Source organism: Bradyrhizobium sp. CB82, assembly GCF_029714405.1.
Lineage (GTDB): Bacteria > Pseudomonadota > Alphaproteobacteria > Rhizobiales > Xanthobacteraceae > Bradyrhizobium.
The window spans coordinates 5,875,539-5,893,937 of the sequence record NZ_CP121650.1; the positions used below are offsets into that span (position 1 = coordinate 5,875,539).

Consider the following 18,399-nt stretch of genomic DNA (forward strand, 5'->3'; position numbering starts at 1 on the left):
CGAGAGCCCGAGTTTACCCCGCCCGGCTTGGATCAAAAATGGCTGGCAATGGCATTTGGTATGCCAGAAGCCGACTTGTCAAGCCGGGTGATGGGGCCAAAGCCCCGCAAAAAATTAGCCGACTTGACATTCTGGCATGTGGTATGCCAAAAACATTTCGGCAAATATTCCTGTAAAAGACGACTCCCCCTGAGGAGGAGAATCGTCGTGAAACAAATCAAGGCGTCGCCCAACATGGCCGAGGCAGATCTGGCAATCGTCCGCATTGCCCCGGAGAGCAGCTTCAAGAACAAGGCGTATGACGCCTTGAAGGAAGCGATCCTCAAGATGGACATCTATTCGACGCCCGAGCCGGTGATGCTGGACGAGCGCGCGTTGTCCGAACGCCTGGGCGTCAGCCGCACGCCGATCCGCGAAGCGATCGCGATGCTCGAGCAGGACGGCTTCGTGAAGACCGTGCCGCGCCGGGGCATCATGGTGGTGCGCAGGACCAAGAGCGAGATCGTCGACATGATCCGTGCCTGGGCCGCGCTCGAGAGCATGGCGGCGCGCCTGATCACCACCACCGCGCGCAAGAAGGACATTTCGGCGCTGCGCGACTATTTCAAGGATTTCGGCAAGGATCGCCTGCCCGAGGATCACATCGAGGAATATTCGCGCGCCAACATCGCCTTCCACCAGGCGCTGATCTCGCTGTCGGAATCGCCGATCCTCGTCGACCTCACCAACGATCTGCTCCTGCACGTGCGCGGCTACCGGCAGCTGACGATCGGACGGAAGGATCGCACCGCGACCTCGCTGCCCGAGCATCTCGGCATCATCGAAGCGCTCGAAGCGCGCGATACCGAACTCGCCGAGAAGCGCGCCCGCGATCATACCCTTGGCCTTGCGGCTTACGTCGAAGCGCATGGCCAGGAGCTCTTCACGTAGCTGTTGAGCCAGCAACTTCACCAGAAGGGCGAGCCATTCGCCCCGAATACCGAAAACGGTACCTTGAGACCAGGGAGACAAGGCCCATGCTGAATACCGCGACCAAGTCCGAAGCACCGGGCACCGAGCAGGAATTGACGGATGGTTTTCATCTCGTCATCGACGCGCTCAAGCTGAACGGCATCAACACCATTTATAATGTGCCGGGCATCCCGATCACGGATTTGGGCCGCATGGCGCAGGCCGCGGGGATCCGCGTGATCTCGTTCCGCCACGAGCAGAACGCAGGCTACGCGGCAGGCATCGCCGGCTTCCTCACCAAGAAGCCCGGCGTCTGTCTCACCGTGTCGGCGCCCGGCTTCCTCAACGGCCTCACTGCGCTGGCCCACGCCACCACCAACTGCTACCCGATGATCCTGATCTCGGGCTCCTCCGAGCGCGAGATCGTCGACCTCCAGCAGGGCGACTATGAGGAGATGGACCAGCTCGCGATCGCAAAGCCGCTGTGCAAGGCGGCCTATCGCGTGCTGCACGCCCAGGACATCGGCATTGGTCTGGCCCGCGCGATCCGCGCCGCGGTCTCGGGCCGTCCCGGCGGCGTCTATCTCGACCTGCCGGCAAAGCTGTTCGGCCAGGTGATGAACGCAGACGCCGGCGAGAAGTCGCTGGTCAAGGTGATCGATGCCGCGCCCGCGCAGATCCCCTCGCCCGCGTCGGTGAAGCGCGCCCTCGAGGTTTTGAAGAGCGCAAAACGTCCCCTCATCATCCTCGGCAAAGGCGCGGCCTATGCGCAGGCCGACGAGGAGATCAAGAGCTTCGTCGAGAAGAGCGGCGTGCCGTTCCTGCCGATGAGCATGGCCAAGGGCCTCCTGCCCGACACCCATCCGCAGTGCGCCGGCGCTGCCCGCTCGACGGTGCTGAAAGAGTCGGACGTCGTCCTTTTGATCGGCGCGCGGCTCAACTGGCTGCTCTCGCACGGCAAGGGCAAGAGCTGGGGCGAAGCGCCCAAGAAGTTCATCCAGATCGACATCGAGCCGAGGGAGATGGACTCCAACGTCGAGATCGTCGCGCCCGTCGTCGGCGACATCGGCTCCGTCGTCTCCGCCTTCAACCAGGCGATGGCTGCGGGCTGGACCGCGCCACCGGCCGAATGGACCAAGGCCGTTTCGACCAAGCGTGAAGAGAACGTCGCCAAGATGGCGCCGAAGCTCATGAACAACAAGTCGCCGATGGATTATCACGGCGCGCTCGGCGTGCTGAAGACCATCATCAAGGAGCATCCCGACGCGATCCTGGTCAACGAGGGCGCCAACACGCTCGATCTCGCTCGCGGCGTGATCGACATGTACAAGCCGCGCAAGCGTCTCGACGTCGGCACCTGGGGCGTGATGGGCATCGGCATGGGCCAGGCAATCGCGGCTGCGCTCGAGACCGGCAACCCCGTGCTCGCGGTGGAAGGCGACAGCGCCTTCGGCTTCTCCGGCATGGAGGTCGAGACCATCTGCCGTTACAATTTGCCCGTCTGCGTCGTCATCTTCAACAATGACGGCATCTATCGCGGCACCGACGTCAACAGCGCCAACTCGGATCCGGCGACCACCGTGTTCGTCAAGGGTGCGCGCTACGACAAGATGATGGAAGCCTTCGGTGGCGTCGGCGTGAACGCCACCTCGCCAGACGAATTGAAGCGCGCCGTCAACGAGGCGATCAAGTCTGGCAAGCCAACGCTGATCAATGCGGTGATCGATCCGGCCGCGGGCTCGGAGAGCGGCCGCATTGGCAACCTCAATCCGCAGAGCGTTCTGCAGAAGAAGAAGTGAACACTCGGGTCATTCCCCGCGCAGGCGGGAATCCAGTAATCGCCGCACCATCGTTGATGGCGAGCACTGAGCCCAACTGAATAGACGGCGAATACTGGATGCCCGCCTTCGCGGGCATGACGGAAACAGAACAGGTAACAGGAGCAAACACGATGACCAAGGCGCTCACGGGCGTTCGCATTCTTGATTTCACCCACGTCCAGTCGGGGCCGACCTGCACGCAATTGCTGGCATGGTTCGGCGCCGACGTGATCAAGGTGGAGCGTCCCGGTGTCGGTGACATCACCCGCGGTCAGCTGCAGGACATCCCGAACGTGGACAGCCTGTATTTCACCATGCTGAACCACAACAAGCGCTCGATCACGCTCGACACCAAGAACCCCAAGGGCAAGGAGGTTCTCACCGAGCTGATCAAGAAGTGCGACGTGCTGGTCGAGAACTTCGGCCCGGGCGTGCTTGACCGCATGGGCTTCCCCTGGGAGAAGATCCAGGCGATCAACCCGAAGATGATCGTCGCCTCGATCAAGGGCTTCGGTCCCGGACCGTACGAAGACTGCAAGGTCTATGAGAACGTCGCGCAGTGCACCGGCGGCTCGGCCTCCACCACCGGCTTCCGCGACGGCCTGCCACTCGTCACCGGCGCGCAGATCGGCGACAGCGGCACCGGCCTGCATCTGGCGCTCGGCATCGTCACCGCGCTCTATCAGCGCACGCATTCGGGCAAGGGCCAGCGCGTCACCGCCGCGATGCAGGACGGCGTGCTCAACCTCTGCCGCGTCAAGCTGCGCGACCAGCAGCGCCTCGCCCACGGTCCGCTCAAGGAATACAGCCAGTTCGGCGAAGGCATTCCGTTCGGCGATGCCGTGCCGCGCGCCGGCAACGACTCCGGCGGCGGCCAGCCCGGCCGCATCCTGAAGTGCAAGGGTTGGGAGACCGATCCCAACGCCTACATCTACTTCATCACCCAGGCGCCGGTCTGGGAGAAGATCTGCGACGTGATCGGCGAACCGACCTGGAAGACCGATCCAAACTACGCCAAGCCCGCAGCGCGCCTGCCGCGGCTCAACGAGATCTTCGCCCGCATCGAGCAGTGGACGATGACCAAGACCAAGTTCGAGGCGATGGAGATCCTCAACAAGGACGACATCCCCTGCGGCCCGATCCTGTCGATGAAGGAGATCGCCGAAGACCAGTCGCTGCGCGCGACGGGCACCGTGGTCGAGGTCGACCACCCCACCCGCGGCAAGTACATCTCGGTCGGCAATCCGATCAAGCTGTCGGATTCACCGAGCGACGTGCAGCGCTCGCCGCTGCTCGGCGAGCACACCGACGAGATCCTGCGCCAGGTGCTGGGCTTCAGCGATCACCAGGTCGCCGACATCCACAAGTCCGGCGCGCTCGATCCGCCGCAGAAGCAGGCCGCGGAGTAATCGAACAGCTTTGAACCGAATCGAAAGGGCCGCCCTCTGAGGTGGCCCTTTTGTGTGTGTGTGCCGCCTCTCCCGCCCGCGGGTGCCCATCAAAATTCGAAAAACAACCCCATGCAAAGGAGCCGATGATCGTCGGAACAGGAGATGCGGATTTTACGAAATCGCTTGACGCGTCGGGCAAATCAGGGGTAAAAGTCGATCATCGCCGTCGCCGAGTCCCCGCCCGATACCGGCTATCGTCCCGACATCCGCGCAAGCGCCGATATCGTCTGGCCGCTCGCGGGCCTTACACATCGGCCGGCAGGACATCCCGGTTGAAGATCCGAAGCGAACGTGTTTGAGCGCACGGTCGCCCCGATTGGTATCTATCCAGCGTCGGAACTGACGCCTTAAACGACGCGTTTGCCAGCCTGGGCCGCGATCGGCCTCTGCACAAAATACATCACGATCAAGGAAATCACCGCCGTTGTCACGACGACGTACCCCAGCCGGTCGAAATGCCTGAGCGAACCGTCGGCATCCTGTGCGATGAGCACGGCGGCGAGCACGGAGCCGAGCCCGCCGGACAGTTGTTGCAGGGAAGCGCCGATCGCGCTGAAGGAGCCGCGTTGTGCGGGCTCGGGGATTGCGGATATCAATGCCTGCGACGGGATCATGCGTGAAAAGATGCCGACAAAAATCAAGACGTTGACCAGGATCGCGACCGCCAGACTCACCTGACCGAGGTGCGTGTAGATCAGCACCATGACGATGGACATGGCGCTGCCGAAAGCAAAGGTGGGGTATTTTCCGAAAGCGTCGCTCGCGCGTCCCACCAGCGGCCCGATGGCGATGCTGAACAGGCCGGAGACGAGATAGATCGTCGGCAGATGAATGATATCGATGCCGAGGTTGTGCACGGTGTAGGCGCTGCCGAACGGCATCAGCATGTAGCCGCCGGTCGCCAGCAGCGTCGTCACCGCGAATGCCATCCAATAGCGGGGATGTGCGACCGTTGCCATCAGATGCCGGAACGGGTTCTTGTCCTGCTTCAGCAAAAGATGGCCGTTCACCGGTTTCATCAAGAACAGCACGGCAAGCATACCGGCCATCGACAGGCCGACCAATGCGCCGAACGCGATGTGCCAGTTCCAATGGTTGGAGAGAAAAAGACCGGCCGGGATGCCAAGCACCTGGCTTGCGGCGAACGCGGTTTGCACGAAGCCCATGACGCGGCCGCGCAATTGCAGCGCAAAGAGATCGGTCACGATGGCGAGCACAACGGAGCCGATCACACCGCCGAACAGGCCTGTCACGATCCGCCCCAGCAGCAGGACATGATAGCTGGGAGCGATCGCGCAAAGCGCCGTTCCAAGGGTAAAGCCGGCATAGAAAAACAAAAGCAGCCATTTGCGATCGAACCGATCGGCAAAGCCGGCCGCCAGGATGCCGGAGATTCCGGCGCTGAATGCGTAGGCCGAGACCGCCACCCCGAATTGTGCGGCCGAAATATCGAGCGCCGGCATGATGATGGCGCCAAGTGGCGACATGATCATGAAATCGATGATGATCGTGAACTGGACCAGCGCCAGCAGCGCGACAAGGATCGACTGGTAGCGCGAAAAGCTGCGGGAGAGCTCTTGCCGCTGATCGACCGGCTCCGTCAGGGTTTGTTCAGTCATGACATTCATTCGGAAGGCAGAAAAGTGAGGACGTGTGATGCCGGCCCTCGATTCCTATCTATTCTGCTTCCAGCGCTATTTCGATGGCTTGACAAGCAGTTTTGATGCCTGCTCGATGCGCGGAGCGCCGGATCAGTCCGCCAGGCTCGCTGCGCAGCCAGCTTGAAGCTGGGATGCCGCGCGGCAGCTTCGAAGGCGCGGAGCGCGTTGATGGCGGAAGGGTGTAGATCATGGCACTGCAGTTTGACACTGATGGACGGCGGCCTTGCAATAGATTTTCTTGCGCTGAGCCGCAGTAACAATGCTTTGCGCCGCGGCGATGTCGCCGGATACAGTCAGCCCGCTGGAGCTCGAGGCGATCGCCGCGCAATGAAACCAGCTTCGCCGAATTTGCAATAGTCAGGTGTCCAATGGCTGAGATCGTCCATCCCTTTTACGAGCAGCATCGCGGTGCAATGGAGGCCGCCATGCGCCATCGCCTCGACCTTGCCGATGCGATGTTACGCGAACGCGCAAATCTCTCCGACATCGACGGGATCAGGCGGCAGGTGATGGACGAATTCGAGATCGTGCTCACCCAGATGCCCTATGTCGGCGGCGCGGCAAGCCGCATGAGCGATTTCTTCATGCGCCTCATGGGCTTCATGGCCATCAGCCGCGTGCTGCGGCGACACGGCGTGTCGCTGTCCGTGATCGGCGAGATCGAGCGGGAGACCTACAAGGCGCAATTGCTCACTGTGCCCGAAGCGGAACGTCTCGCCGCGGGGCGTCAATTCATGTCGGCCGAGAACCAGACCTTGCTGCGCGAGCAGGCTGCAAAGAGCACGACTGACGACCATCAGACGAGTTTCCGGAGGATTTCGTCTACGATTTCGTCGAACCCGGCCCGGGTGACAGCTTTGAATTTGGCATCAACTACAGAGCTTGCGGATTCTGCAAATTCGCGGCTCGCCATGGCGACAAGGACGTCCTGCCGAACATTTGCGGGCTTGATTTCGACGCCTATGCCACGCGAGGCATCCATCTGGACAGGACGCAAACGCTGGCCGGCGGTGCCAGCCATTGCAATTTCCGCTTCTCGCGGCTCCGGTCGGACTAGGACGATGGTCACAAGGCGCTCCTGGCGTCGCGCTCCCGCGATACGCAACGAACCTACGGTGTGATCGTCATACTCCCCGGCGGTGCCGTCATCCTGAGCGGCTCGGCCAGCCGCGCAAACCCGCCATGCGCGTTCCAGCGAACCATGATCGCTAGAGGTCCCCGCCTCCCAGGAGCTTCCTGCCCGCGGCCGCTCCGGACATCGCATCCCTGCAAGGCTCGCTCAGCTCTGCAACGTGCGATTTGATGCACTCCCTGATGCGGCCGGTGCCAGGCGCAATACCGGCACACAGTTTCGCGACGTCGGCTTTGCAGATCTTTCCGGTCACCGCCACCGTGAGCAGGCGGTCCCGGCAGGCATCCGACACGTCGTTCAGATGAGACTTTATGCAAGCCTTGATCTTGCCCTCGCCGGGTCGAATGCCGGCGCACAGCGTCTTGATGTCGCCAGCGCAGGGCGGGCCCGCCTGCTGCGCTAGTGCGATGGAATCTGACAGCAACAGCGCTATCACAATGACGAGCCCGGATCGAATTCCTGCCATTTTGATGCCCTCAGACCGGATAGGATCATATCTTACGGCGATCGCCATTCCACTCAAGCCCGCAGAAAGCTCCCACATCTGCCCTTGCGGAACACCAACGGACAGCACGCGGACTCGTCGCCCGACCGCCCCTCACCGCACTGGCGCAGCAGATGAGCAAGACCTGCTCGGCATCATTTGGATGCAACGGTCTCCTTGAACAGCTCAACCATGCCGCGCGTGTTGTCGGTCACCGCAAAGACCTCGAATAAATCGATCTGCGGCTTCATGCCGTAGCGCTGGATGATACCATCGAGCCACGGCCCGGTGTAGAACGCCTTGGCGTCCTCGATGCGCTCCCACTGGTACACGCCGCCCGCCCAGCCGCTTTCGGACCAGATGAAGTGCTTGCTGATCAGCCCCGTCACCTCGCGGAAGTTGGGTGCGATCTTGTGAAAGTGCTCGCGACACGCGGCATAGTCGATCTGCGGCGGCAGTTTGTATCGGACAATGGCGGTAATCATGCGACCTCCTTGTAAGGATGCCCTGCGCAACATGATGGCTTTCACCCGACCAAACAAGCGAAGTGGAAAGCCGACACGGATCAAAGGTGCAAAGCCTGACCAGTAGCTTTCGATCTGCTGCGACAACCCGACCATTCCGAGCATGCTGGACTTGGCGTTAGAAGTTCCGCCTTTTCCTGCATGATCTTTGGTATAGGCGTCGCTCAAATCGCGCAACATAGGCTCCATGCTGGTGCGTGCGAACGACCGAAATGCCGATCATCTACCCGCGCCGATCGCGATAGTGAGACAGACGCTGCCACGAGTAGGTCAACACGATTGACAAGAGCTGGTAATCGCTGCGGCAGCTATCTCCATCCAATGTTTTGCGTTAATGTGAACCTCTTCATACATGTGCAGCAAACGGGCTCGGATGATGCCCAGAGAGAGGCGCGCTAGGGCCTCGCAAAGCGCCACCCAGTTCTATTCCATTCACACGCAAGTTTGGGAGCGACACATGGAAAAGCGCGAAATTGGCAACAGCTTGACGAAAGGTCAGTCCGAAGCGAAGCGGGGCGCCTTCTCCCGCCGCTCGGTGCTGACGTTGGTTTGCACCCTCGGCGCCACGGCGCCGTTTGGAATGTTTGGAGCGGCTCGCGCGCTGACGGCATCCGGGACTGGATCGCTGTCATATATTCCTGGCGAACCTTTTATTTGCCGCGCCGCGGCCAGCAGTGAAGAGCTGCAGGGCCCGCCCCGCCAGCTCAAGCTCGCATGGAACGCGAACGCGGCGTGCACGGTCGCTGCGGCAGTCGCAAAGGAACGGGGCATCTTCGCCAAGCACAACCTCGATGTCGAATTCGTCAATTTCGGCGGTTCGACCGACCAATTGCTGGAGGCGATCGCAACTGGCAAGGCGGATGCCGGTTTGGGATTGGCCCTGCGCTGGCTCAAACCGCTGGAGCAAGGTTTCGACGTTCGGATCACCGCGGGTGTGCACGGCGGCTGCATCCGGCTCCTCGGCTCCAAGGCTGCGAGTATTGACAGCCTGGAATCCCTGCGCGGCAAGGTTATCGCAATTAGCGATCAAGCGAGCCCAGCGAAGAACTTCTTTTCGATCTACCTCGCAAAAAAGGGCATCGATCCCGCCCAAGAGGTAGAGTGGCGCCAGTACCCAGCCAATCTGCTCGCGCTTGCCGTCGACAAGGGCGAAGTGCAGGCGCTGGCCGAGATAGATCCGCTGCCCTACCTCTGGCTCAAGGAAGGCAAACTCAACGAGATCGCGACGAACTTGACGGGTGAATTCGCCGACCGCACCTGCTGCGTTCTCGCAATACGTGGCAGCCTCACCCGAAGCGAAATGCCGGTGGCGGCCGCTCTGACCCGATCGATACTGGAGGGGGCAGACCGAGTTGCCAGCGATCCCGCCGATGCCGCGGCAATCTATTCGGGCTACGGCGGGAGAGGATCCGTAGAGGACCTCGCCACCATGTATCGCAGCCATGCTCACCACAATCATCCGGTCGGGGCGACGCTCAAGAAGCAACTTCTACTCTACACCGACGAACTCAAGGCAGTGAACGTCATGAAGCGAAGCACTGACCCGGTCAAGTTCGCCGACCGGATTTATCTTGACGTTCTAAGCTGAGCCGATTGGGAAGATCCGCAGTGAGCTCGGTCATCGATGAAGTGCCGAGGCCATCAGAGAAATCGGGTTTCGGCTTTTTTGAGAGTTCAAGCACTCGGTCGTTGATCGGCGGACTGTCTGTGGCCGCCGCATGGTCTATGGTCGCCGCGCTCACTGCGTTCTGGCCGGATAAGCCCGAAAGCGATTGGACCTACACGAACGGCTTCGCCATTGCCTGCGGCGCATTGGCCGTTGCCCTCGCCCTGGCGGCTTTCGCCGGCGTTCGCTTTGTTGCTTTTCAGCGTCTCCAGCGGCTTTCTCCGTGGCTGTTTGCGCTCGCGCTGTTTTTTGCTGCCTGGGAGGCCGTCACAGCAAAGCTCGGATTGCTGCCGTTACCTTTCTTTCCTCCGCCGCAGGCCATCCTCGAAGTCGCGATCGACGATTGGGGGCGCCTGGCTGAAGGCATCTTCGCCTCAGCTCGTCTGCTGGCGACCGGTTATTTTCTCGGTGCGGCGGTGGGGTTCGTGACCGGCGTGGCGATCGGCTGGTCGCGGCTCGCCGGGTATTGGATTCACCCGGTTTTGCGGTTCATCGGGCCGCTGCCCGCGACGGCTTGGCTGCCGCTCGCATTTTTCGTTTTCCCCTCGAGCTTCAGCGCCAGCATTTTCCTGATTGCGCTCGCCACTGGGTTTCCGGTCACCGTGCTCACCTGGTCGGGCGTCGCCTGCGTGAAGAGCGCCTATTACGATATTGCGCGGACCTTGGGCGCAACCCAGCGCTTCCTCGTGCTCAAGGTTGCCATTCCGGCGGCAATGCCGCATGTCTTTGTTGGCCTGTTCATGGGACTAGGCAACTCGTTTGCGGTTCTTGTCGTAGCCGAAATGCTGGGCGTGAAGGCGGGGCTCGGCTGGTATCTGCAATGGGCGCAGGGTTGGGCGGCCTATGCCAATATGTACGCGGCGCTGCTTGTCATGGCGCTCTTGTGCTCCGGGCTGATCACGCTGCTGTTCCGCTTGCGTGACCGCCTGCTATCCTGGCAGAAAGGTTTGGTGCGATGGTAGCGGCGATCGCAAGCGATCACGCGGTCCGTGGATCGACGCTGACGCTCCGCGAAGTGAGCCATCGCTTCAATTTCGAAGGGCAGCCCCTGCCGGTATTGGACCGCATCAGCCTGCAGGTCGGCCGTGGCGAGTTCGTCGCTCTCCTGGGGCCGAGTGGGTGCGGAAAATCGACCTTGCTGCGGCTGGTCGCGGGGCTCGACACTCCGACAACTGGCTCCCTGCTAACGGAGGGAAGGGAGATCGAAGCACCCGACCCGTCGCGCGTCGTCGTTTTTCAAGACCCCACGCTTTATCCATGGCGCACGGTGTGGAGCAACGTTGCGCTTGGTCTGGAAGCACGCGGCTTGCTACGCACCCATCGCGGACGTATTGAAGACGCGTTGCGCCTGGTGGGGCTCACAGGATTCGCCAATGCCTATCCTCACCAGCTTTCCGGCGGCATGGCGCAGCGCGCGGCTCTGGCGCGTGCGCTTGTCAACGACCCGAAGCTGCTCATTCTCGACGAACCCTTGGGCCAGCTCGACTCGTTGACTCGCATCGCGATGCAGGCGGAACTTGTATCACTTTGGCAGCGCTCGAGCTTCACGGCGCTGCTGGTCACGCACGATGTCGAGGAGGCGCTCCTGCTCGCCGGCCGCGTCATCGTGCTGAGCGACCGACCTGCACGGATCAAGGCCGAAGTCATCAACAGCCAGCCTTATCCCCGCCACCGAGGCGATCCGCACTTCGTTGAGCTCCGTCGCGAGGTGTTCGAGCATCTCGGCCTCGATGAGGCATGGTAGCCGTCAAAGGGAGCTCGCCGGAACAAATCTTCTCATACGCATCATGGAGCAGCCGCACGGCGTGCTCGCCGCGATTGCAACGCGATTGCCTCAGCGGCCTGGTAGCCACCCCGTCGATGTCTTGAGAATTCGGAGAGCGCCTCGATGACCTCGGAATTCAACGCCCACAACGCTGCGATGACGACGCGAACCCATCCGCCGGCATAGGGCAGAGTTGCTGTCACTTGCAAAGCCTGAACCAACATCAGATCGATGAAGACAAACATTCATCGAGATTGCATTGAGGTTCGCTCATCTCGTCGCTCGATGCATCCCGCTGGACATTTTACATCTACTATGGAGGCAGCCCATTAAAGGAGGTAAGCCATGAACAAGCTCTATGCTCTCGCCTCGGTCGGGTTCTGCGTAGCTTCGGCAGCCCTGATCACATCGGCATCGGCTCTTCCGACGGAGGAAGTACCGAAGACCGAACCAGAGTATATCGCCAAGGTGAAGACCGCCGCGCCGCCGTCGGTTGTGAACAACGCGACGATCACCATGCCGCAGCCGGATGGGTCCTCTAAGACCGTCCAAACCGGATCGAACGGTTTCACGTGTTTTATCGACAAGTACGGAACGCCCGAATGCGATGACCAGAACGCCATGGAATGGCGCAAAGCTCTGCAGGCCAATCAGGCCCCGCCGAATAAGATTGGCCTGATTTTCATGCTTGCCGGTGACACTGGCACGAGCAATCACGATTTCACCGAACGGCACACGCACCAGCATTGGGTCCAGACCGGGCCGCACGTGATGATCGTCGGCGGCGCAGCACACGAGATGCTCGGTCCCTATCCGCGCGATCTGGATGTCAAAGACGCGACGCAGCCCTTCGTCATGTTCCCCGGCAAGCCCAACGAGCACCTCATGATCCCGGTGCACTCGCAAGAGCTCACCACAGGCAGCGCGCGGTGACGTGAGTGAACGCCGCCATTCCGCCTGAGGCCTGCCATCCCGGCTGGCAGGAGAACCTGCCAAGACGCGTCGAGCCCGAGATCAACCAGTCGCGCGTCGTGCGGGTTCCCGCGTAAGGCGCGGCCTTTTCGTGAAGGCGGCGAACCTCAAGAGCGCTGAAGGCTTCCGTAGCTGCCCTTGTGAAAGACGAGCGGGCTGCACGCCGACTCCTCGCCCGACAGCACCTCGCCGAGGATGACGTCGGGTCCCCTCCCTTGTGGTGGCGATGCGGCAGCAGAGCCGGGTTGCGGCGCCCTGCAGCAGCGGCAGCCCGTCGGCGCTGAATGCCAGGGCCAGATCTTCGAACCGGCTCTTCAACTGCCCTGTGAAGCGATGGGACAGGTCCGATTGATGCTGGCCCGGAATATTCACCGAGAACAGGCCGCGCTGGCGGATCGCCATTCCAGTCGAACTGCCCTCGTTCGTGCAGAACAGCAGCATGCAGGGATCGCGCGACACCGACGTCAGCGAATTGATCGTCGCGCCGAACAGCTCGCCGACCATTCGGTCGCGATGACGGCGACGCCGGTCGGGAACGTAGACATCACCGACCGGAAGCGTCTGGAATCGATGGCGGTGCCGCTCAACATCGATCTCACTTACGCAGCATGTGATAGCTGAGCTCGCCGGGATCGGTGAGATCGGGCACCTTCCAACCGTCGAGGTCGTACTCGGCCATGCAGTCCTCGGCAAAGCCCTTGAAGCGGTCGGCATTGCCGGACGCCAGTGCCCCCCAATAGTTGAACAGCCGGATCTGCTCGGTGGCGCCGCCATAGTTGATCTCATAAAGTTCGTGGCGACCGCCAAACTCCGTGCCAAGGGTGTCCCACAACAGTTTCATCAGCTTGACGCGCTCTTCGGCCTTGTAGCCGTTGGAGCCGCGCATGTACTGATCGATGTAGGGCCTGATCTCGGGGTTCTTGAAGTCACGGGCGTGACTGTTGAGATAGATCAGGCCGGAGGCAACGATCTGCTCGATCAGATACTTGATCTTGGTATAGGCAATGGTCGAGAGCACTTGGTAGGCGTTACCGGGATCAGCGTTGGGCTGGATGTAGTCGCCGATCCAAGGCTTGGGATCGCGCACCATGGCGTCGCTCAGCCCCCAAAACAGATTGCGCCAGGCGATGATCTCGCCGATGTTCACCTGCACGCCGCGAAAATCCTTGCTGCCCATGGCCTCTACGGCTTTGAGCAGCAGGCCGGTGATGAAGTCGAGTTTCACGGCGAGGCGCGTGCAGCCGTGCACGACAAAACGCGACAAAAACCCGGTGCGCGGGAAGAAGTTGTTGGCCTTTTCGATGTCGGCGTAGACGAAGACGTTCTCCCAGGGGACGAGCACCTTGTCGAGGATGAACACAGCGTCGTTCTCGTCGATGCGGCTTGACAGCGGGTAATCGAACGGACTGCCCATGACGGTCGATGTCATCTCGTACGAAGTGCGGCAAAGAAACTTCACGCCCTTCGCGTTGGTCGGGAGTATGAAGACAACGGCGAATTTCCTGTCCTGCAGCGGCAGCTGGCCGTGGTGCGCCACGAACGTGTAGTTGGTAAGCACAGATCCGGTCGCGACCACCTTGGCGCCGGACACGATGATGCCCGCATCGGTTTCCGTTTCAACGTGAACGCAGACGTCGCCGACCTCATTGGCCGGACGGCCGCGATCGATCGGCGGATGGATGATGGCGTGATTGACGAACGGCACGCGCTCCTGGCTGAACTTGTACCAGCGCTTGGCATTGTCCTGATACGGCTCGTAGAAGTCGGCATTGGCACCGAGCGTGGCGAGGAACGCCGCCTTGTAGTCCGGCGCGCGTCCCATCCAGCCATAGGTGATCTTCGCCCATTCGGCGATGGCGCTGCGGCCGGCGATCAGATCGTCCAGGGTTTTTGGCGCCTTGAAGAAGGCGTGCGTCATGCCGCCATTGCCGGTATCGGTCGGCACAAGGAGCTTGTCCTTGCGCTTGTCGTCGTGGAGCGCGTCGTAGAGCCGGGCGGTCATGCGCGCGGTATTGCGGAAGGCCGGGTGCTCGGTGACGTCCTTCACCCGCTCGCCATAGATGTAGACGGCGCGATCATCGCGCAGCGAGTCCAGATATTCCGCGCCCGTTTGCGGACGCGTGACTTTAACGTTGCCGGTGTGCTCCGGCGGGATAGTCACCGCTGCGTTGCCCTGCGCCTTGTTTGCCATGCTCCCTCCGGATATGTTCGATAATCGAACGCCTGTCCGTATTCCGAACTTGACCTGACGATACGGCTGTGCCGGCCGGTTGGCAAATCCGTCGGCGGCCTGTTTCCCAACGACGGCGACGGCAACGCCTGGGACGGGTTACCGGCAAATCCTCCGAACGGTAGCTTACCTTTTTCGGAAGAAGTGCAAGCGTTGCGCTTGCATCGCGTCCAGGCGAAGCCGTGCGCGTTCAAAGCGGACGAGGAACGCAGTCGGGGATGACAGCCCAGCAAAAAATCCGCGACGCCATGTCGGGCCGGCCACGTCTCGTTCGTCCTCGGGGCATGAATGGGCTACGGACGTCCGTTCGGACCCATCGATTCATGAGGATGACAATTATGCCTAGCACCGTACGTCTGCACCGCATCTTGGCGACCAGCCCCGCGAAAGTCTATCGCGCCTTCCTCGAGGCGGATGCGCTGGCGAAATGGCTTCCGCCCAATGGCTTTGCCTGCACCGTGCATCATTTGGAGCCGAAGGTCGGAGGCACATTCAGAATGTCCTTCCGGAACTTCACGACCGGCAACAGCCACGCGTTCGGCGGTGAATATGTCGAGCTCGTTCCGGGCGAACGCCTTCGCTACACCGACACGTTCGACGATCCCAACCTGCCGGGCGAGATCCAGGTGACCGTGGTCCTGAAGAAAGTATCCGTCGGCACCGAGCTGGATATCACGCAGGCCGGCATACCGGACGTCATTCCGCCCGAGGCGTGCTATCTCGGCTGGCAGGAGTCGCTGCGGAACCTGGCGAGGCTCGTCGAGCCCGAGATCAATCAGTAGCGCGTCGCCGAAGCGTTTTGCGGCGAGCGGCTCGACGCGTCGCGCAGGCAGGCCGCGGAGTGAGCCGAACCGTTTCGACGTCAGACGAAAGGGCCGCCCATTGAGGCGGCCCTTTTGGTAAGAAACGCATCCGAAGAAGGTGCGCTCCCTGGCGACCAATGGGCGACATGGAAGGTGGACCGCTTCATCACAACTGGGGCATGCCTGCCGACGCAAGCCGCCGAACATTCGCTGGTGATGAGCCAATGCGAGTCATTCGTCCGGGCGAGCGGGCACACACCAGCTAGCGGTGCCCCCGCGCGGAACGCCGATCACCTGGTACCGTGGATGAATGCTTGCATCTCCTCCAGCGTAAGCTTGCCGTCTTTATTGGTATCCATTGCCTTGAAGATCCGTTCGTGAGCTGCCTGAAACTCCTGCAGTGAGATGGTCCCATCGCCGTCGGCGTCCATCAGTGCGAACATCATGCGCATCATGAAAGGTGGTCCCATCGCGCCTCCACCCACCATGCCGCGCCCCATGACATGTCCCATCATGCCGCCGCCCATCATGCCTCCGTGCCCCATCGTGCCCGCGCCTTCCTGTCCCATGGAATGCGATTGCATCTGTTGCTGATCTGGTTGGGGTGTCATCTGGGTCTGTGCGAAGGCGCCGACAGTGCCGTACGCCAGAATGAGGGCAGATGTCGTGAGTCCCAGAATGCGACTGTACATTTGAAATCTCCTGCAATGGGATTGTTCATTCGTGGCGCGGTCGTATCGACAGCGCGCCCAAGTAGAAGCCGACGATATGAGTTTCCGAGCGTTGTGCCTTTCATTCCTTGCTGTGTGTGCGTTGGTTGGCGTCGCGCATGCGACAGGAGACCTTGCCTTGAGGCTGACTGATCGCCGGAACCAGGGCCAAGACGATTCACGATGGTCGGCCGGTCGGTCAACGATTAGCGCACCGCAATGACGTTGGCTCTCAATGCGGATACGTCGTTGCGGATGCCGGTCTGAATCATCCAGTCCGCCGCCACGGACAGCAAGATCAATGACGTGACAATCAATATGGTGCTGACTTTTTCCAGCATAGGCCGAACTCCTCACTTCGGAGGCCGCAACCCGCGCGAAGCCGCCCATTCATCCAAACGAGCTGCGACGTCGGCCTGACGCGCCTTTCGCAATAGGTTCTCCTGTTCGATGCCCGGCAGCAGCCCTGAGGCCTTTTCCCGCATGTCTTTCGCGAATGCGGCCAGGCGTTCCTTGAAGCGCTTCAAACGGTCCCGCTTGAACATGGCGTTGCTCCTCTTCGTTGGAGGCACCAAGAACAACGCGGCGATATTCGTTAAACGTTCGAGCCGGACGGCGGTTTCTCGGAACCGTCGCTGGCGTGCATGAGCGGAACCCTAAAGCGCGACGAGATTCGGATGAATCATCATCGCGCTTTAGGTTGTTGTTTGCGCATGATCTCCGCGCAAAAGCGTTCCGTGTTTGTCGCGAGGGAAAACCGCTTCGCACTTTTCCGGATCATGCCTTAGGCGGCGGCCCAACGGTCGGGGTCGGGACTGTGTCCGATCAAAGCGAGGCCGTAGGCGATCGACTCGAACTGGTCCCCCGACATCAGCCGTTCGTTGCCGAACCGCTCGGCGAACAGCCGCCGCACGGCGGGCACGAAGGAGGTCCCGCCGGTCAAGAACACCTTTTCCACCTCGCGCGCGGTGATGCCGGCCTCGCCCAGCACCTTGTCGATGGTGGCTCCTAACCGGGCGATATCGTCGGCAATCCAGGCCTCGAAGTTTTTCCGTGTGATGGTCGAGCCAATGTCGACGCCGCCGCCATTGAAGCGGAAGTCCACCTGATCCTGGCCCGACAGCGCGACCTTGGCGTCGGACACCGCACGGTACAGCGAAAATCCGAGGTCGAGCTCGACGATGGTGATGAAATCCTGAAGCGGCGCCGGCTCCAGCGCGGTGCGCGAAAGCTCCCGCAGCTCGCGCAACTCGCCGCTGCTCTTCATCATCGCGAGCTGATGCCAGCGCGCGAGATTGGTGTAGTAGCTGTTCGGGATCGGGAGCACCTTGTCGAACGAGCGGAAGCTGGAGCCTTTGCCCAGCCGCGGCGAGACGACGTGATCAACGATGCGGTAATCGAACGTGTCGCCCGCGATGCCTATGCCGGCATGGCCGAGCGGCTCAGCACGCAAGCTGCCGCCCGCGCGCGAAAAACGCATCACGGAGAAATCGCTGGTGCCGCCGCCGAAATCCGCAACCAGTACGGTGGCATCGCGCTCGAGCCGGCGGGCGAAGGAGAACGCTGCTCCCACGGGCTCGTAGACATAGCGCGCGTGGCCAGCGCCCAGGCGTTCGAACGCGGCGCGATAGCGCTGCATCGCCAGCGCTTCGTCGGGATTGCCACCTGCAAAGCGCACGGGGCGGCCGACCGTGATGTTGGCCGTCTCGAAGCCGAACCTGTCTCCGCCATGGCGCGTCAGTGTCCGCAGGAACGCCGCCAAAATATCCTCGAAGCGGTAGCGCTGACGGAACACCTGGGTGGAATTGAAGCTGCTGCTGGCTGCGAAGGTCTTGAACGACTGGAGGAAGCGGTAGATGTGGCGTCCTTCGAGAAACTGCTCGATCGCCCACGGGCCACCTTCAGCCTGAGCTCCGCTGCCCGGCCGGTCCTCCCAGAAGCACAGCGCCGACACGAAGACGCTGTGGCGTTGTCCGCCATGATCGAAGCGGATGGCCTCGACCCGGCGGTCGTCCGACGCGAGCGCGACGACCGTATTGCTTGTCCCAAAATCGATGCCGATCGAGACGGCGGGCGAGGCGCTCGACATGAACCACTCTGACAGATGATCGGAAGGGGACAGACCACTAGCGGCTTTGCATGGCCCTGACAAGACCCCGGGTCCATCGTGGCCCGGTCGGAATTCGCACCCATGGCGGCGCCGCGGCGCTAAGAGTTTTGAGTGACATGG

Annotated in this window: 18 protein-coding genes and 1 pseudogene; 10 read left to right on the plus strand and 9 right to left on the minus strand. The window is 61.6% G+C overall.

What is annotated here, in order from left to right:
- Nucleotides 1-234: 234 nt before the first annotated feature.
- From QA640_RS28660 to frc, 3 genes are all read left to right on the plus strand, one after another.
- Nucleotides 235-930, plus strand: a complete 696-nt coding sequence (locus tag QA640_RS28660) for a GntR family transcriptional regulator (RefSeq protein ID WP_051389613.1) — start codon at nt 235-237, stop codon at nt 928-930.
- Between the two features lie 86 nt (nt 931-1,016).
- Nucleotides 1,017-2,750: an oxalyl-CoA decarboxylase gene (oxc, locus tag QA640_RS28665; RefSeq protein WP_283036225.1), complete on the plus strand. Its 1,734-nt coding sequence runs from the start codon at nt 1,017-1,019 to the stop codon at nt 2,748-2,750.
- Between the two features lie 152 nt (nt 2,751-2,902).
- The gene (frc, locus tag QA640_RS28670) at nt 2,903-4,180 is read left to right on the plus strand and encodes a formyl-CoA transferase (RefSeq protein ID WP_283036226.1); all 1,278 of its coding nucleotides are present in this window, start codon (nt 2,903-2,905) and stop codon (nt 4,178-4,180) included.
- Nucleotides 4,181-4,569: 389 nt separating this feature from the next.
- Here frc and QA640_RS28675 read toward each other — a convergent pair whose 3' ends face one another.
- Nucleotides 4,570-5,841, minus strand: coding sequence for an MFS transporter (locus tag QA640_RS28675; protein ID WP_283036227.1), 1,272 nt, complete (start codon nt 5,839-5,841; stop codon nt 4,570-4,572).
- Between the two features lie 410 nt (nt 5,842-6,251).
- On the opposite strand from QA640_RS28675, the pseudogene QA640_RS28680 reads away from it, so the two are divergent.
- A pseudogene (locus QA640_RS28680) lies at nt 6,252-6,940 on the plus strand (L-2-amino-thiazoline-4-carboxylic acid hydrolase).
- A gap of 151 nt (nt 6,941-7,091) precedes the next feature.
- Here the strand turns inward: QA640_RS28680 and QA640_RS28685 are convergent.
- The gene (locus QA640_RS28685) at nt 7,092-7,529 is read right to left on the minus strand and encodes a cysteine rich repeat-containing protein (RefSeq protein WP_283036228.1); all 438 of its coding nucleotides are present in this window, start codon (nt 7,527-7,529) and stop codon (nt 7,092-7,094) included.
- A 125-nt stretch (nt 7,530-7,654) separates the two neighbouring features.
- Nucleotides 7,655-8,203 carry a hypothetical protein gene (locus QA640_RS28690; protein WP_283036229.1) on the minus strand — a complete coding sequence of 183 codons (549 nt, stop codon included), beginning with the start codon at nt 8,201-8,203 and terminating at the stop codon, nt 7,655-7,657.
- Between the two features lie 400 nt (nt 8,204-8,603).
- Between QA640_RS28690 and QA640_RS28695 the strand changes: the two genes are divergently transcribed.
- The 3 genes from QA640_RS28695 to QA640_RS28705 are packed head-to-tail and all read left to right on the plus strand — an operon-like array spanning nt 8,604 to nt 11,433.
- Nucleotides 8,604-9,611 (plus strand): ABC transporter substrate-binding protein, encoded by a 1,008-nt coding sequence (locus tag QA640_RS28695; protein WP_283042917.1) that lies wholly within the window; start codon nt 8,604-8,606, stop codon nt 9,609-9,611.
- A 20-nt stretch (nt 9,612-9,631) separates the two neighbouring features.
- Nucleotides 9,632-10,651, plus strand: coding sequence for an ABC transporter permease subunit (locus QA640_RS28700; protein WP_283036230.1), 1,020 nt, complete (start codon nt 9,632-9,634; stop codon nt 10,649-10,651).
- The gene (locus QA640_RS28705; protein WP_283036231.1) at nt 10,645-11,433 is read left to right on the plus strand and encodes an ABC transporter ATP-binding protein; all 789 of its coding nucleotides are present in this window, start codon (nt 10,645-10,647) and stop codon (nt 11,431-11,433) included. The genes QA640_RS28700 and QA640_RS28705 overlap by 7 nt, the downstream gene beginning before the upstream one ends.
- A gap of 41 nt (nt 11,434-11,474) precedes the next feature.
- Here QA640_RS28705 and QA640_RS28710 read toward each other — a convergent pair whose 3' ends face one another.
- Nucleotides 11,475-11,699, minus strand: a complete 225-nt coding sequence (locus tag QA640_RS28710) for a hypothetical protein (protein WP_283036232.1) — start codon at nt 11,697-11,699, stop codon at nt 11,475-11,477.
- Nucleotides 11,700-11,799: 100 nt separating this feature from the next.
- Between QA640_RS28710 and QA640_RS28715 the strand changes: the two genes are divergently transcribed.
- Together QA640_RS28715 and QA640_RS28720 are read left to right on the plus strand one after the other, a co-directional pair.
- Complete coding sequence (locus QA640_RS28715; protein WP_283036233.1) at nt 11,800-12,387, plus strand: hypothetical protein; 588 nt, start codon at nt 11,800-11,802, stop codon at nt 12,385-12,387.
- Nucleotides 12,388-12,621: 234 nt separating this feature from the next.
- Nucleotides 12,622-13,047 (plus strand): hypothetical protein, encoded by a 426-nt coding sequence (locus tag QA640_RS28720; RefSeq protein ID WP_283036234.1) that lies wholly within the window; start codon nt 12,622-12,624, stop codon nt 13,045-13,047.
- Here the strand turns inward: QA640_RS28720 and QA640_RS28725 are convergent.
- Entirely contained in the window at nt 13,022-14,617 is a 1,596-nt protein-coding gene (locus QA640_RS28725) for a 4-hydroxyphenylacetate 3-hydroxylase N-terminal domain-containing protein (protein ID WP_283036235.1), read from the minus strand. The genes QA640_RS28720 and QA640_RS28725 overlap by 26 nt on opposite strands.
- Before the next feature lie 377 nt (nt 14,618-14,994).
- Between QA640_RS28725 and QA640_RS28730 the strand changes: the two genes are divergently transcribed.
- On the plus strand, nt 14,995-15,438 hold the full coding sequence (locus QA640_RS28730) for an SRPBCC family protein (protein WP_283036236.1): 444 nt from the start codon (nt 14,995-14,997) through the stop codon (nt 15,436-15,438).
- 311 nt (nt 15,439-15,749) lie between these two features.
- Here the strand turns inward: QA640_RS28730 and QA640_RS28735 are convergent, their stop codons facing one another.
- The 4 genes from QA640_RS28735 to QA640_RS28750 all read right to left on the minus strand — a co-directional run bounded on the left by QA640_RS28735 (nt 15,750) and on the right by QA640_RS28750 (nt 18,258).
- Nucleotides 15,750-16,151 carry an EF-hand domain-containing protein gene (locus QA640_RS28735; protein WP_283036237.1) on the minus strand — a complete coding sequence of 134 codons (402 nt, stop codon included), beginning with the start codon at nt 16,149-16,151 and terminating at the stop codon, nt 15,750-15,752.
- Between the two features lie 224 nt (nt 16,152-16,375).
- Nucleotides 16,376-16,510 (minus strand): hypothetical protein, encoded by a 135-nt coding sequence (locus QA640_RS28740; RefSeq protein WP_283036238.1) that lies wholly within the window; start codon nt 16,508-16,510, stop codon nt 16,376-16,378.
- Between the two features lie 12 nt (nt 16,511-16,522).
- Nucleotides 16,523-16,714: a hypothetical protein gene (locus tag QA640_RS28745; RefSeq protein WP_283036239.1), complete on the minus strand. Its 192-nt coding sequence runs from the start codon at nt 16,712-16,714 to the stop codon at nt 16,523-16,525.
- A 239-nt stretch (nt 16,715-16,953) separates the two neighbouring features.
- Nucleotides 16,954-18,258 carry an Hsp70 family protein gene (locus QA640_RS28750; RefSeq protein WP_283036240.1) on the minus strand — a complete coding sequence of 435 codons (1,305 nt, stop codon included), beginning with the start codon at nt 18,256-18,258 and terminating at the stop codon, nt 16,954-16,956.
- Between the last annotated feature and the right edge of the window lie 141 nt (nt 18,259-18,399).

Excerpts from the sequence above, each read along its gene's own strand:
- QA640_RS28720 (WP_283036234.1), top strand. The coding sequence starts at position 12,622 with ATGACGTCGGGTCCCCTCCCTTGTGGTGGCGATGCGGCAGCAGAGCCG.
- QA640_RS28735 (WP_283036237.1), bottom strand. The coding sequence starts at position 16,151 with ATGTACAGTCGCATTCTGGGACTCACGACATCTGCCCTCATTCTGGCG.
- QA640_RS28685 (WP_283036228.1), bottom strand. The coding sequence starts at position 7,529 with ATGGCGATCGCCGTAAGATATGATCCTATCCGGTCTGAGGGCATCAAA.
- QA640_RS28725 (WP_283036235.1), bottom strand. The coding sequence starts at position 14,617 with ATGGCAAACAAGGCGCAGGGCAACGCAGCGGTGACTATCCCGCCGGAG.
- QA640_RS28740 (WP_283036238.1), bottom strand. The coding sequence starts at position 16,510 with ATGCTGGAAAAAGTCAGCACCATATTGATTGTCACGTCATTGATCTTG.
- QA640_RS28710 (WP_283036232.1), bottom strand. The coding sequence starts at position 11,699 with ATGTTTGTCTTCATCGATCTGATGTTGGTTCAGGCTTTGCAAGTGACA.
- QA640_RS28745 (WP_283036239.1), bottom strand. The coding sequence starts at position 16,714 with ATGTTCAAGCGGGACCGTTTGAAGCGCTTCAAGGAACGCCTGGCCGCA.
- frc (WP_283036226.1), top strand. The coding sequence starts at position 2,903 with ATGACCAAGGCGCTCACGGGCGTTCGCATTCTTGATTTCACCCACGTC.
- QA640_RS28675 (WP_283036227.1), bottom strand. The coding sequence starts at position 5,841 with ATGACTGAACAAACCCTGACGGAGCCGGTCGATCAGCGGCAAGAGCTC.
- QA640_RS28660 (WP_051389613.1), top strand. The coding sequence starts at position 235 with ATGGCCGAGGCAGATCTGGCAATCGTCCGCATTGCCCCGGAGAGCAGC.
- oxc (WP_283036225.1), top strand. The coding sequence starts at position 1,017 with ATGCTGAATACCGCGACCAAGTCCGAAGCACCGGGCACCGAGCAGGAA.
- QA640_RS28730 (WP_283036236.1), top strand. The coding sequence starts at position 14,995 with ATGCCTAGCACCGTACGTCTGCACCGCATCTTGGCGACCAGCCCCGCG.
- QA640_RS28750 (WP_283036240.1), bottom strand. The coding sequence starts at position 18,258 with ATGTCGAGCGCCTCGCCCGCCGTCTCGATCGGCATCGATTTTGGGACA.
- QA640_RS28705 (WP_283036231.1), top strand. The coding sequence starts at position 10,645 with ATGGTAGCGGCGATCGCAAGCGATCACGCGGTCCGTGGATCGACGCTG.
- QA640_RS28715 (WP_283036233.1), top strand. The coding sequence starts at position 11,800 with ATGAACAAGCTCTATGCTCTCGCCTCGGTCGGGTTCTGCGTAGCTTCG.
- QA640_RS28690 (WP_283036229.1), bottom strand. The coding sequence starts at position 8,203 with ATGTTGCGCGATTTGAGCGACGCCTATACCAAAGATCATGCAGGAAAA.
- QA640_RS28695 (WP_283042917.1), top strand. The coding sequence starts at position 8,604 with ATGTTTGGAGCGGCTCGCGCGCTGACGGCATCCGGGACTGGATCGCTG.